Source organism: Streptomyces sp. 4N509B, assembly GCF_052245655.1.
Classification (GTDB): Bacteria; Actinomycetota; Actinomycetes; order Streptomycetales; family Streptomycetaceae; genus Streptomyces.
The window spans coordinates 1-13,046 of record NZ_JBQQBZ010000005.1 but is presented as its reverse complement, the minus strand read 5'-3'; the positions used below and the strand labels follow the sequence as shown (position 1 = coordinate 13,046).

10 protein-coding genes and 1 pseudogene are annotated in these 13,046 nt (G+C 72.6%); 9 read left to right on the top strand and 2 right to left on the bottom strand.

All coding sequences use genetic code 11. The features are described from left to right. Positions 1-2: 2 nt before the first annotated feature. Positions 3-932, bottom strand: coding sequence for a carbohydrate ABC transporter permease (locus ACTWP5_RS07450; RefSeq protein WP_443219966.1), 930 nt, complete (start codon positions 930-932; stop codon positions 3-5). Positions 933-1,164: 232 nt separating this feature from the next. Here ACTWP5_RS07450 and ACTWP5_RS07445 point away from each other — a divergent pair, with 232 nt between their 5' ends. The 6 genes and pseudogenes from ACTWP5_RS07445 to ACTWP5_RS07420 form a co-directional block, all read left to right on the top strand. After that, entirely contained in the window at positions 1,165-2,178 is a 1,014-nt protein-coding gene (locus ACTWP5_RS07445) for a LacI family DNA-binding transcriptional regulator (RefSeq protein WP_443220204.1), read from the top strand. A 103-nt stretch (positions 2,179-2,281) separates the two neighbouring features. Then, positions 2,282-3,880 (top strand): ABC transporter substrate-binding protein, encoded by a 1,599-nt coding sequence (locus tag ACTWP5_RS07440; protein ID WP_443219965.1) that lies wholly within the window; start codon positions 2,282-2,284, stop codon positions 3,878-3,880. Positions 3,881-3,895: 15 nt separating this feature from the next. Continuing rightward, positions 3,896-4,840, top strand: a complete 945-nt coding sequence (locus ACTWP5_RS07435) for an ABC transporter permease (protein WP_443219964.1) — start codon at positions 3,896-3,898, stop codon at positions 4,838-4,840. A gap of 50 nt (positions 4,841-4,890) precedes the next feature. Next, positions 4,891-5,817 carry an ABC transporter permease gene (locus ACTWP5_RS07430; RefSeq protein WP_443219963.1) on the top strand — a complete coding sequence of 309 codons (927 nt, stop codon included), beginning with the start codon at positions 4,891-4,893 and terminating at the stop codon, positions 5,815-5,817. Continuing rightward, the gene (locus ACTWP5_RS07425; RefSeq protein WP_443219962.1) at positions 5,814-7,907 is read left to right on the top strand and encodes a dipeptide ABC transporter ATP-binding protein; all 2,094 of its coding nucleotides are present in this window, start codon (positions 5,814-5,816) and stop codon (positions 7,905-7,907) included. Before ACTWP5_RS07430 ends, ACTWP5_RS07425 begins: the two co-directional genes overlap by 4 nt. 231 nt (positions 7,908-8,138) lie before the next feature. After that, positions 8,139-8,909 (top strand): annotated as a pseudogene (locus ACTWP5_RS07420) (sporulation protein); the annotation flags it as partial. Between the two features lie 239 nt (positions 8,910-9,148). Here ACTWP5_RS07420 and ACTWP5_RS07415 read toward each other — a convergent pair. Continuing rightward, complete coding sequence (locus ACTWP5_RS07415; RefSeq protein WP_443219961.1) at positions 9,149-10,102, bottom strand: sulfotransferase family protein; 954 nt, start codon at positions 10,100-10,102, stop codon at positions 9,149-9,151. Between the two features lie 255 nt (positions 10,103-10,357). Here ACTWP5_RS07415 and ACTWP5_RS07410 point away from each other — a divergent pair, with 255 nt between their 5' ends. The 3 genes from ACTWP5_RS07410 to ACTWP5_RS07400 are packed head-to-tail and all read left to right on the top strand — an operon-like array spanning position 10,358 to position 13,001. Then, entirely contained in the window at positions 10,358-11,305 is a 948-nt protein-coding gene (locus ACTWP5_RS07410) for a sulfotransferase family protein (protein WP_443219960.1), read from the top strand. Then, positions 11,305-11,799 (top strand): hypothetical protein, encoded by a 495-nt coding sequence (locus ACTWP5_RS07405; protein WP_443219959.1) that lies wholly within the window; start codon positions 11,305-11,307, stop codon positions 11,797-11,799. Before ACTWP5_RS07410 ends, ACTWP5_RS07405 begins: the two co-directional genes overlap by 1 nt. 14 nt (positions 11,800-11,813) lie before the next feature. Beyond that, a complete protein-coding gene (locus tag ACTWP5_RS07400) occupies positions 11,814-13,001 on the top strand; it encodes a glycosyltransferase family 4 protein (RefSeq protein ID WP_443219958.1) in 1,188 nt (395 codons plus the stop codon). Positions 13,002-13,046: the final 45 nt, after the last annotated feature.

Here is a 13,046-nt window from a genome sequence, read left to right as displayed (position 1 = left end):
CGTCAGTCCTCCCTTCGCATGCCGCGCAGCTGCACGACGTAGGCGACGAGCATGGTGACCAGGCCCATGACGATCGCCACGGTGGCCGCGTAGTTGTGCTGCTGTCCGGAGAAGGCCAGCGCGTAGGTGTAGAGGTTCGGGGTGTAGTCGGTGGTGATGGCGTTGGGCGCCAGGCTCTGGAGGATGCTCGGCTCGTTGAAGAGCTGGTAGCTGCCGATGATCGAGAAGATCGTGGCGATGACGAGGGCGCCGCGCAGCGCGGGGAGCTTGATCGCGGTGATGACGCGCAGCTGACCAGCACCGTCGATCTCCGCGGCCTCGTAGAGGCTGTGGGGGATGACGCGCAGCGCGGAGTAGAAGATCAGCATGTTGTAGCCAACGAACTCCCAGGTCACGATGTTGCCGAGGGAGGCGAGCACGAGGTCGGCCGAGAGCGGGTTGGGCAGGGAGACGTCGAAGGTGTCGTTGATGTTGCCCACGAGGCCGAACTGGGTGCCGTACATGAAGCCCCACATGAGGGTGGCGACGACGGCGGGCACGGCGTAGGGCAGGAAGATCGCGACGCGGAAGAAGTCCCGGCCGTAGAGCCGCCCGGAGTCGATGGCGAGGGCCACCAGCAGCGCGATGCCGAGCATGATCGGCACCTGGACGGCGAGGAAGAGCGTGACGCGGCCGAGCCCCTCCCAGAACGCCGGGTCGTCCAGCACCCGTTGGTAGTTGTCCAGGCCGACGTAGGAGGTGCCGCCCACGAGCTGGTCGCGGAAGAGGCTGAGGTAGATCGAGTACCCGATCGGCGCAAGGAACACGAGGCCGAAGACGGCCATGAACGGTCCGGCGAAGCCCCACCCGACCCAGGACCTGCGGCGGCCGGCGCGGCGTCGGGACCGAGGGCCCCGCCGTCCGGTCACCGCAGGGGGCGACAACGCTGTCATGTGCTCTTCCTCGCGATGCTGGTGGTCACGGTTCCATGGACTGATGGAAAATGATCGATACCGGTGATGTTTGCGTAAACATTGTTTAGCGTGATGCTTACACTGCTCGAAGTCAGGCGTCAAGCGTCGCCGTCGTCAGGCACGGGGGCGCTCAGCGACGCCGAGGGATTCGGAGGGCAGTGTGGAGCAGGCCGCGCAGATCCCCGCGCCGCGTCGCGGGCGTCGCGTCTCCATGGCCGACGTCGCCCGGCTCGCCGGGGTGTCGTCGCAGACCGTCTCGCGGGTCTCCAACGGACACCCCGGCGTGGTCGAGGCCACCCGGCAGCAGGTGCTCGCCGCCATGCGGGAGCTCGGGTACCGGCCCAACAGCGCCGCGCGCGCCCTGCGGCGGGGCGAGTCCCGCACCCTCGGCGTCATCCTCTTCACGCTCGCCACCACGGGCAACGTCCGCACCCTGGAGGCCATCGCCGCCCGAGCGGCCGGCCAGGGCTACGCCGTCACGCTGCTGCCGGTGGCCGCGCCGACCCACGAGGGCGTGCGCGAGGCCGTCACCCGCCTCGGTGAGCTGGCGGTGGACGGCATCATCGTGATCATGGAGGTCCACCTGCTGGACGCCGCCACCGTCTCGATCCCGCCGGGCGTCCACGTCGCCGTCGCCGACTCCGACGCCGCCGACCGGTACAGCGTCGTCGACACCGACCAGGCCGGCGGCGCCCGCGAGGCCGTCACCCACCTGCTCGACCTCGGCCACGACACCGTCTGGCACCTCGCCGGCCCCGCGGCCTCGTTCGCCGCCAGCCGGCGCGCCGAGGCGTGGCGCACCACCCTGCTGCGGGCCGGGCGCGCCGTGCCCCCGATGGTGCGGGGGGACTGGAGCGCCGGGTCCGGCTACCGCGCCGGGCTGCGGCTGGCCCGCGAGCCCGGCTGCACCGCCGTCTTCGTCGCCAACGACCAGATGGCCCTCGGCCTGCTGCGCGCCCTGCACGAGACGGGCCGGCGGGTGCCCGAGGACGTGAGTGTCGTCGGCTTCGACGACATCCCCGAGGCCGGCTCCTTCATGCCGCCGTTGACCACCGTTCACCAGGACTTCGCCGAGGTCGGGCGCCTGCTGGTCGACGGTGTGCTGCGGCGGCTGCGCACGGAGTCCACGGAGCGCGGCACCACCCTCGTGCCCACTCACCTGGTGGTTCGCGCCAGCACGGCGCCGCCGCCCGCGCCCCCGCCGTCGCCCGGGGTGCGGGGGTGACGACGCGAAGGAGTTTTCGGCCCAGAGTCTTGATGGGACGAGATCACGCTGCTTAGGTGAACGTTCAGTGCCGATCACGGAGCGCCGGCCGAAGGGAGAGGCGATGTCCCGTCCATCCGGTGCGGCGATCTCGCGGCGCACGCTGCTGCGGCGACTGGGCGGCCTGGCGTCGGCGTCCGCCCTCGCCGCCGGCGCGGGTGGCGCGGTCGGCGGCTGCACGCTGGCGGCGCGCGAGGTCGGCTCCGACGGCGGCGGCAGGCGGCGCGGCGGATCCCTGGTGATCTCCCAGGTCGACGACGCGAACTTCCCGACCTTCCGCCAGCAGAACACTCCGAACTTCCTGTGGCAGCGCCTGGCGTTCAACACGCTCACCGCCTACGACCACGCCACCCTCACCCCCCGCCCCTCGCTGGCCACCGACTGGGAGGTGAGCGACGGCGGGCGCACGATCGTCCTCCGCCTGCGCGACGACGTCCGCTTCCATTCCGGACGCCCGTTCGAACCAGACGACGTGATCGAGAACCTCCGGTGGCAGGCGAACGAGGAGGGCGCGCCGGGGCAGCTGCGCTCCACCGCCGCGGCCGTCACCGACGCCTCGGCCACCGGCCCGCACGAGGTCACGCTGCGGCTCGCGCACGGCGTGAGCAACTTCTTCGACCTGTGCGAGATCATGTTCATCGCCGACCACGAGACCCTCGACGGGCTGACCACGGGCCGCGAGCTGAACGGCACGGGGCCGTTCGTCTTCACCGACTACTCCCCCGGCGTCTCGATGAGCTTCCGCCGCAACCCGGACTACTTCCGGTCCGGACGCCCCTACCTCGACGAGGTCGAGCTGCGCGTCGTCGGCGAACAGCAGGCCATCGTCGCCGCGCTGCAGAGCGGCCAGACCCACATGGGCTTCCAGCTCAACGGCAACCACCTGCGCAACCTGCGGGCCGACGAGCGGCTGGCCATCCACGAGCTGGACACCAACGACTACGGCCACTACGTGGGCTGCAACGTCAACGTCGAGCCGCTCGGCGACCGCCGCGTGCGGCAGGCCATCGCCCACGCCATAGACCGCGAGAAGATCCTCGAGATGGTGGTCGCCGACATCGGCACCACCGCCTCCAGCCCGTGGACGCCGAGCAACCCCGCCTACGACGAGGCCGCCGCCCGCCACTACCACCACGACCCGGAACGGGCCCGCGCCCTGCTGGCCGAGGCCGGCGTCGTCGGCGCCTCCCTGGACCTCGCGATCCGCTCCAACGAGCCCGGGGGCGACCGCTCCACCGCGGAGATCGTGCAGGACGGGCTGCGCGAGGTCGGCCTGGACGTGGAGATCGTCGTCTTCCAGGCGGCCGACTTCCAGGCCCGGCTCGGCACCGCGAACCTTCCCGGCCTGTGGGTGGCGGGACACGGCTTCGGGCAGCTCAACCCGGCGACCCTGCTCAACGGCGCCTTCCCGTTCAACGCGAACGCCAACGCCTCGAACTTCGACAGCGACCACTACCGCGAGCTCGCCGACCGCGCCTGGCGCGCGACGGACGAGCAGGCCGCGGCCAGCGTCTACGCCGAGGTCACCGAGCTGCTCCTGCGCGAGCAGTTCGTCATCGACCTCCTCAGCAGCTCGCAGTCGTTCGTCACGACCGAGGCGCTGCGCGACATCGGCTACACGATGTTCAACAACCTGATCCTCGACGACGCCTACCTGGCCTGACCCGAGGGGTGAGGGATGCTCCGCTACCTGCTGCGCAAACTGCCCACGGGCGTCCTCGTCCTCGCCCTGGCGACCGTTCCCATCTTCCTGGTGCTGCGGGTCGCCCCCGGCGACCCGGCCGCGACCGTGGCCGGGCAGGACGCCTCGCCCGAGGCGCTCCAGGCGGCCCGGGTGCAGCTGGGCCTGGACCGGCCGCTGCTCACGCAGTACGGCGACTGGATCGGCGGCGTCCTGCGTGGCGACTTGTCGACCTCGTTCGTCAACGGCGCCGAGGTCTCCGAGATCGTTTCGCGCGGCATCGGCAACACCGGCATGCTGGCGTTCAGCGCGCTGGTGCTGGCGCTGCTGCTCGCCTTCCCCCTCGGCGTGGCCGGCGCGGTGGTCCGCAGCGGCTGGCCGCGGACGCTGCTGGCCGGCCTCAACGTGCTGATGCTCGCGGTGCCGACGTACGTCACCGGCGTGGTGCTCGTGCTGGTCTTCGCCGTGGGCCTGCGGCTGCTGCCCTCGGGCGGCTACGTCTCGTTCCTCGACGATCCGACACGGTCGATCCAGTTCCTGATCCTGCCGAGCCTGTGCCTGGCGCTGCCCGCCGCCGCCGTGCTCGCGCGCTTCCTCACCGCCTCGCTCCAGCGGGCCGTCACCGAGGAGTTCTACTTCGCCGCCCGGATGCGGGGCCTGACCGGCCGGCGGCTGCTGGTCCGCCACGGGCTGCCGAACGCCGTCGGCCCCGTGGTGACCGTCCTCGGCATCCAGATCGGGCACCTGCTGGGCGGCGCGGTGATCGTCGAGGGCGTCTTCGCCTGGCCCGGCCTCGGCCAGGCCATGGTGCGGGCCGCCGAGTCGCGGGACTACCCCGTGGTGCAGGCGCTGCTGCTGCTGGCCGTCGCGGTCTTCATCGTGCTGCAGCTGCTCAGTGACGTCGTCTACGCGCTGATCGACCCGCGGGTGCGGGAGGGGTGAGGGATGGGCGTGAGGGATGCGTGTGAGGGAGAGTCGGAGGTGACAGCCCCATGACCGAACCGGCACCGACCGAACCGAACCCGGGACTGGCCGTCGGGCCCGCGGGCCCCGCCGAGCCCGTCGGCCCGGCCAGGCCCCTCGCGCCGGGCGCGCGCCGCGCCGCGTCGGCCGCCGCGCTGCTGCGCCGGCCGGCCGTCGGCGTCAGCCTCGCCGTCATCGCGCTCATCGCGCTGGCGAGCCTGGTGCTGCCGCCCTTCCTGCCGCACGGCCCGAACGAGCTGGCCTCGCCCGAGGCGCTCACCGCGCCCTCGCTCGAACACCCGCTGGGCACCGACGAACTCGGGCGCGACCTGCTGGCCCGGCTGCTGGCCGGGGTGCGGGTGAGCCTGCTCGTCATCGTCGTCGCCGTGCCCGTCTCGCTCGTCGCCGGCGGCCTGCTGGGCCTGTTCTCCTCGGCCGGGCGGTGGAGCGACACCCCGGTGCAGCGCCTGTTCGACGTCGTGCTCGCCTTCCCCGCCCTCATCCTGGGCCTGGCGTTCGCCGCCCTGATGGGCGTCGGCGTCGGCGCCGTCATCGTGACCGCCGCGGTCGCCACCACGCCGATGTTCGGCCGCGTGCTGCGCGGCGCGGTGCGCTCCCAGGCCGCGCGCGACTACGTGCTGGCCGAACGCGTCCTCGGCGTCCGCACCGGCCGGCTGTACCTGCGGCACATCCTGCCCAACTGCTTCGACGTGATCCTGGTGCAGACCGCGCTGGCCTGCTCCACCGCCGTGTTCCTGGAGGGTGGCCTCAGCTTCCTCGGGCTCGGCGTGCCACCCCCGGACGCCTCCCTCGGCAGCCTGCTCAACGCGAGCCTGACGTTCCTGACCTCCTCACCGTTCTACGCCGTCGGCCCGCTGGTGGTGATCAGCGCGCTGGTGCTGTGCTTCACACTGCTGGCCGACGCCCTCAACCGCGAGCTCGCGGAGCGACGATGACCACGACTCCCCAGACGACGACCACGACGACGGCCGGGCCGGCGACGCTGCTGAAGGTGCGCGACCTCCACGTCACCTTCCGCTCCCCCGCCGGCGAGGTGAGGGCGGTGCGCGGGGTCGACCTCGACGTGCGGGCCGGCGAGACGCTCGGCATCGTCGGCGAGTCGGGCTCGGGCAAGACGGTGACCGCCCTGTCGCTGCTGGGCGAGGTCCGCCGGCCGGGCCGCGTCGAGTCGGGCACCGTCACCTACCGGGAGCGGGACCTGTTCGCCATGACGGAGGCCGAGCGCGCCGCGCTGCGCGGCTCCCGGATCTCCATGGTCTTCCAGGACCCGATGAACTCCCTCGACCCGGTGATGACGGTCGGCCGGCAGCTCGCGGAAACGATCCGTCTGCACCGTCCCGAGCTGGGGCGCCGGCAGGTGCGCGAGCGGGCGCTGGAGCTGATGCGGCTGGTCGGCATCCCCGACCCCGAGCGGCGTTTCCACGACCACCCGTTCGCGTTCTCCGGCGGCATGCGCCAGCGGATCATGATCGCGCTGGCGATGAGCGGCGAGCCCGAGGTACTGGTGGCCGACGAGCCGACCACCGCCCTCGACGTCACCGTGCAGGCCCAGGTGCTGGAGGTCTTCGGCCGCCTCAACCGCGAGCTGGGCACCGCCATCGTGCTGGTCACCCACAACTTCGGCGTGGTGGCGCGGCTGTGCGACCGGGTGGTCGTGATGTACGCGGGCCGGGTCGTCGAACGGTCCGGGGTCCCCGAGGTGTTCACGGGCGCCCGCCACCCCTACACCCGGGGGCTGATCGCCTGCGTCCCGACGATGACCACCCCGCTGGACCGCCAGCTGCCCGTCATCGACACCGCGCGCCTGACCACGGACGAGGCCGACGCCGCCGACGGGGCCGAGCGGCGGGGGCCCGACTCGGACGCCTTCCCCGACGCGCCGCCCCGACCGGGCCGCCCGGCGGCGCCGGACGGCCGCACCTCCCACGGCGCCACCGAGGGCGCGGGTGACGTGAGGGCGGTGGGGGACGTGGGGGAGGCGACCGCCGAGCGGGCCGTCCTGGTCGGCACCGGGCTGACCCGCCACCACCGGGTCAGGGGCGGGATGCTGCGCGGCGGGGCCGGGGTCGTCCGGTCGGTCGACGGCGTGGACGTGCGCGTCGAGCGCGGCGAGTCCCTCGGCATCGTCGGCGAGTCCGGCTGCGGCAAGTCCTCGCTCGCCCGCCTGCTGGTGCGGGCCGACACGCCCACCTCCGGCCGGGTCACGGCGGCCGGCACGGACGTGACGCGGCTGCGCGACGGGCAGCTGGGAGGCTTCCGCCGCGCCGTCCAGATGATCTTCCAGGACCCCCTCGCCTCGCTCAACCCCCGCATGACCGTGGGCGAACTGCTCCAGGAGCCGCTGGTCATCCACGGCCTGGAGCCCGACCCCGCCCGGCGGCTGGCGCGCTGCGCCGAGCTGCTGCGGGCCGTGGGCCTGCCCGAGGACATCCTCGACCGCCGGCCACGGCAGTTCTCCGGCGGCCAGCTCCAGCGCCTGGCCATCGCGCGGGCCCTGGCCGTCGACCCCGACGTGCTGGTCTGCGACGAGCCGGTCTCCTCCCTCGACGTCTCGCTCCAGGCACAGGTGGTGAACCTGCTCGACGAGCTGCGGGCCCGTCGGGGCCTGGCGTACGTCTTCATCTCCCACGACGTGTCGCTGGTGCGGTACTTCACCGACCGGGTGGCCGTCATGTACCTGGGCACGGTCGTCGAGAGCGGCCCGACGCTGCCGGTCATCGACGCGCCGCTGCACCCGTACACCAGGAGCCTGGTCGACTCGGTGCCGCAGCCGAACGCCGAGACCGCCGCCCGCCGCGCCGACTCCACGCCCGCCCTCGCCGGCGAGCTGCCGAGCCCGCTCAACCCACCCGGCGGCTGCCGTTTCCACCCACGCTGCCCCATCGGCCCGGCCTACCGCGACCGGCGGGCCGAGGGCCGGGAGCGCTGTGTGAGTGAGGCGCCGGCGCTGCGGGAGATCCGGCCGGGTCGCCACGCGGCCTGCCACTTCGCGGAGGAGCTGCTGGCCGACGAGCCCGCCACCTGACCCGCTTCACCCCGCCGCGCCCGCGCCCTGGAGGGTCGCGCCGCGGCGGGGCCCGGCCGTGGTTTCCGCCGTCGTCCCGCCGTGGTTCCGCCGTGGTTCCTGGGGTGGTCCGGTCGGTCGGGCCGGCGGGCGGGGGCGGTAGGTTGGCAGGCGGCAGGGCCAGGGGGGCGGCGGTTGGGACGCGTCGCTGGCCACGACAGCAGGAAAGACGACGCGAAGGAGAGCGCCGAGATGGTGTTCAAGAAGCTGCTCGGAGCACTCGGGGTGGGCGGTCCGTCCGTTGACACGGTTCTGGAGGGCGGCCCCGTGGTGCCCGGCTCCAACCTGAGCGGCCGGGTCATGATGCGCGGCGGCACGATGGACGTGGACATCGAGCACGTCACGCTCGACCTCGTGGCGCGGGTGGAGGTGGAGGGCGAGGACGTCGAGTTCGACACCACCATGGCCTTCCACCGCCAGGCGGTCAGTGGCCCGTTCCGGCTGCCGAAGGAGCAGGAGTACAGCCTGCCGTTCAGCATGCCCGTGCCCTGGGAGACCCCGATCACCGAGGTGTACGGGCAGCCGCTCGGCATACCGCTGGGTGTGCGGACCGAGCTCGCCGTGGCCGGCGCGGTGGACAAGGGCGACATGGACCCGCTGACCGTCCGCCCGCTGCCGGCGCAGGAGGCGGTGCTGGAGGCCCTCGGGCAGCTCGGCTTCGGCTTCCGCTCGGCGGACCTGGAGCGGGGCCACATCCGCGGCACCGGCCAGACCCTGCCGTTCTACCAGGAGATCGAGCTCGCGCCCGCGCCGCAGTTCGCGCACAGCCTGAACCAGCTGGAGGTCACCTTCCTCGCCTCCGCGGGCGGCCTCGAGGTGATCCTGGAGGCCGACAAGCGCGGCGGCCTGTTCTCGGGCGGCGGGGACGCGCTCACCCGCTTCAGCGTCAGCCACCAGGACGCCGCGAACCAGGACTGGAACGCCGTGGTCGGCTCCTGGGTGCAGCGGCTCGTCGGCCGCCGCTAGGCCGCGCCGCCCCGCCCGACCCCGCGGTGTCTCCCTCCGGGACCCGGGGTCTGGGGCACGGAGGCGGAGCCTCGCCCCGTCGGCACGGGCGGGAGGGCCCTCGACGGGCCTCCCGCCCCGCCGGCCGGCCCCGACGGACGGCCACGTACCGGACGGGCCCGGGGTGACCGGGCCCGAGGACGGCTGTGGCCGGCCGCGCGCCGGGGGGCGCGCGCCGGCCACCGGGCGTGGGCGCGTCAGCTGTGGGCCGGCGCGTCGGCGGGCAGGTACCCCCAGACGCGGCACATCTCCCGCAGCTCCTCGGCGATCTCCTCCGGCTTCGGCAGGGGGCGGCCCTGCTGGATCGTGCCGGTCTTGATCTTCTCCTTCCAGTCCCCGATGCCCTTCACGTACGGCCCGTGGTCCTTCTTGCCGTAGGTGACCATCCCGGGCTCCCACTCGAGCCCCAGGAACTCGCAGATGCGGCGGGTCTGCGTCTCGGGGTCGCTGGTCAGCTCCTCGTAGCGCAGGGTCAGGCCCGGCAGGCCGGCCCGCGCCTCCTCCGGGGCCACCATGTACTTCAGGGTGTGCGGCACCGCCTTCGCCATGGGCCGCTTGGCGGGGTCGCCCTCGTGCCAGGAGGTCGCGATCGACATCGGGTGGCGCATCAGGAAGATGAACCGCGCGTCGGGCCAGCAGGTGGCCAGGCGCTGCCAGACGAAGACGTTGCTCGGGGTCTTCTCGACGACGGTCTTCTTGCCGCTGCGCACGAGCTCGCGGTGGAGCATGCGGTCCCACAGCATGTGCTCGATGTCGGCCAGGTTGTGGCCGAATCCCTCCATGGAGTGGGCCACCGGCGGCGTGGTGAGCTTCACGGCCAGACGGCGGACGTGGGTCTCGTGCGGGGCGTGCAGCTCGGGGTGGCTGTTGAGCACCACGCGCAGCAGGGTGGAACCGGAGCGGGGTGGGGAGAGAACGATGACGGGAGCCCGCAGCAGCCGGTCGTGCTCCGGGTCGGCCGGTGGCCGGGCGGAGGCCGCGACCTGCGCGGGGGGCGGGCTGACGTCCTTGGGCTTGTTCCGCTTGGGGGCGTTCGGGGAGGAGGAAGCGGCCGCAGACTGCTGCCCGGGGCCGATGCCGTCCTGCGCACGATCGGCGCGTGGGCCGATGGCCCGGTCGCGTACGGAACTGACTTTGCGCTTCCACTGCATGGCGTGAGGCTAGCAAGGGCTCGGAGGATGCGCGCCACCGAACGGGTTCCGCGGTCGGAACACCGGGGTGTGAACGGATAGGGCCGGGGAGGATCCCGATGCGGCCGGACGGGTGGTGATGGCGGCCCCGGCCCCGCGGTCGGGGCTACGCTGGGTAGCGTCACTCAGTGGCCGAACCGTGTATTTCTGGTGTATGAACGGCCCTGAATCGACCTCCGTTGTTCTTCTCCCGGATGGTGTTTAGCCTCGTACGCCATGACCCTCCTTCAACGAATCAACTCCGCGCTCGCCTCCACGACAGGATTCGAGGTGCGACGGTCCCGCGCCGTGGGGACCGCCTCACGCGCCGCGTCAGCCTCCCAGGCCAAGAGCGCCCCCAAGCCCAAGCCCCCCAAGGCTCAGGCGGTCGAGTACCGCGAGCCCGCCAACCCCGAGCTGGACCGGCTGCTGCGACGGCCGGTCTTCATCATCGCCCCGGTCCGCTCCGGGTCGACGCTGCTGCGCATGCTGCTCAACGCCCACTCGCAGCTGCACGCCCCGCACGAGCTGCACTTCCGCAGGCTGGAGGTGCGCTGTTCCACCTCCCTGTCGGAGCGGTCCATGGCCGCCCTCGACCTCGACCGCGGCGAGCTGGAGCACATGCTCTGGGACCGCCTCCTCCACCGCGAGCTGGTGAAGTCCGGCAAGCCGATCATCGTGGAGAAGACACCGAGCAACGCCTTCGTCTACAAGCGGCTGGCCGCCTGCTGGCCGGACGCCCGGTTCGTCTTCCTCCAGCGCCACCCCGTCTCGATCGCCCGCTCGTGGCACGAGGCCGACCCCAAGCGGCGCGACAGCGAGGAGGCCGCGCTCGACGCCCTGCGGTACATGAACGCCGCCGAGCGGGCCCGCAAGGGCCTGCCGGGCCACGTCGTCCGGTACGAGGACCTGACGGACGACCCCGCCGCCACGCTGAAGGACATCTGCTCCTTCCTCGACATCGAGTTCGAGTCCGAGATGCTGGAGTACGGCACCCGCAACAGCGGCGGCACGGGCGACATGAAGAAGGGCCTCGGGGACTGGAAGGACAAGATCCGCAGCGGCACCATCCAGCCGGGCCGCGAGCTGCCCTCCTCCCCCGACGAGATCCCCGAGGTGCTGCGCCCGATCTGCGCGGCCTGGGGGTACACCCACGAGCCGGCGACGGAGGGGCGGAGCTCCTGATGGCCCACGCCGAGATCGCCCAGATCTGGCCGCGCGACGGCCGCCTGCGGTTCGTCGGGCGCCTCCACGGCGTCCGCACGTCGGCCGCGCGGGCCGACGCGTGGCGTTTGCTGCTCGTGCCGCGAGGGGACTCGGAGGCCCGGGACGAGGAGGGGCAGGAGGAGCACGCGCTGCGGTATCCGGCGCCGCTGGACGGCGAGAGCGGTGACCGCTTCGACGTCTCCCTCCCCGTGACCGACCTCCTCGCCGACGGGGTGCCCCTCCCCGCCCAGTGGGACCTCTACCTCACCCGGGACGCGGGGAGCGACGCCCCCGGGGACGGCGAGGGTGAGCGGCTGCGCCTTGCGAAGCTGCTCGACGACATCAAGGGCAAGAAGAAGATCATGGTCTTCCCGGCGCAGTCCGCCGCCGCCCCCACGGGAAAGGCCCTGGTGAAGCCCTACTACACGGTGCACGACAGGTTGTCGGTCGAGTGCCTGCCGGACGAGTCCTGAGACGAGACGGACCGATGAAGATCCGCTACATGATCATGCACGCCTACGGTACGGGTGGCACCATCCGCACCGTCTTCACCCAGGCCAGCTCGATGGCGGCGGCCGGGCACGACGTCGAGGTGGTGAGCGTGCTGCGTCGCGTCGACGAGCCGCGCTTCCCCTACGACAGGCGGGTGAAGGTGTGGGCGCTCACCGACCAGCGCGACGGCCGTCCGCCGGCCATCCCGCGGGGCCCGATCGCCCGGCGCAGGGCGCGGCGCTCGGCCGAGCTGTCGGGTCAGCCGCCGCATCACATCCCCGAGGGCGAGTTCGGTCACAGCAACTTCGACCGCCGCATAGAGCTCGCCTGCATCGAGTACCTGGAGGGCCTGAAGGACGGCATCCTCGTCACCACCCGGCCCGCGCTGAACTTCCTGGCCGCGCTCTTCGCCACCGCGGGCGTCGTGCGGGTCGCGCAGGAGCACATGAACCTGCCCACCCACCGCAAGGACGTACGGGCGGAGATCGCCCGCCTGTACCCGCGGTGTGACGTGGTGGCCGTGCTCACCAACCGCGACCGCGAGGAGTACGAGCGTTCCGCTCCCGGCTCGCGCGTGGTCCGGGTGCCGAACGCGGTGCACTCGCTGAAGCAGAAGCCGTCGACCTGCTCCAGCAAGATCGCGATCGCGGCCGGCCGCTTCCGCGGGCAGAAGGGGTTCGACATGCTGATCCCCGCCTGGGCCCAGGCGGTGGAGGACCACCCCGACTGGCAGCTGCGGATCTTCGGCAGCGGTGAGCGGCGCGCCCAGCTGCGCGGGCTGATCGAGAAGCACCACATGTACAACCACATCTTCCTGATGGGGATGACCGACCAGCTGGACGACGAGCTCGCCAAGGGGTCGATGTACGTGCTCAGCTCCCGCTTCGAGGGGCTGCCCATGGTGATGCTGGAGGCGATGTCGCACGCCCTGCCGGTGGTGAGCTTCGACTGCCCGACCGGCCCGTCGGACGTCCTCACGGACGGCAAGGAGGGCCTGCTGGTGCCGGCGGAGGACGTGGACGGCCTGGCGCGCGCCATGTCCAAGCTGATGGCGGACGAGGGGCTGCGGGCCGAGATGGGCGACGCCGCCCTGATGACGGTGCAGAACTACTCGCCCGAGGCGATCCACGCCCAGTGGACCGAGCTGTTCGAGGAGCTGCTGGCGGAGAAGGGCCGCCGCTAGGGGCCCGACGCGCCTGGGCCCTGGGGGGGGGGGGGGGGGGGGGGG

Bases quoted from the DNA above. Each gene is read 5' to 3' on its own strand.
- ACTWP5_RS07435 (WP_443219964.1), top strand. From the start codon at position 3,896: ATGCTCCGCTACCTGCTGCGCAAACTGCCCACGGGCGTCCTCGTCCTC.
- ACTWP5_RS07405 (WP_443219959.1), top strand. From the start codon at position 11,305: ATGGCCCACGCCGAGATCGCCCAGATCTGGCCGCGCGACGGCCGCCTG.
- ACTWP5_RS07445 (WP_443220204.1), top strand. From the start codon at position 1,165: ATGGCCGACGTCGCCCGGCTCGCCGGGGTGTCGTCGCAGACCGTCTCG.
- ACTWP5_RS07440 (WP_443219965.1), top strand. From the start codon at position 2,282: ATGTCCCGTCCATCCGGTGCGGCGATCTCGCGGCGCACGCTGCTGCGG.
- ACTWP5_RS07450 (WP_443219966.1), bottom strand. From the start codon at position 932: ATGACAGCGTTGTCGCCCCCTGCGGTGACCGGACGGCGGGGCCCTCGG.
- ACTWP5_RS07430 (WP_443219963.1), top strand. From the start codon at position 4,891: ATGACCGAACCGGCACCGACCGAACCGAACCCGGGACTGGCCGTCGGG.
- ACTWP5_RS07410 (WP_443219960.1), top strand. From the start codon at position 10,358: ATGACCCTCCTTCAACGAATCAACTCCGCGCTCGCCTCCACGACAGGA.
- ACTWP5_RS07415 (WP_443219961.1), bottom strand. From the start codon at position 10,102: ATGCAGTGGAAGCGCAAAGTCAGTTCCGTACGCGACCGGGCCATCGGC.
- ACTWP5_RS07425 (WP_443219962.1), top strand. From the start codon at position 5,814: ATGACCACGACTCCCCAGACGACGACCACGACGACGGCCGGGCCGGCG.
- ACTWP5_RS07400 (WP_443219958.1), top strand. From the start codon at position 11,814: ATGAAGATCCGCTACATGATCATGCACGCCTACGGTACGGGTGGCACC.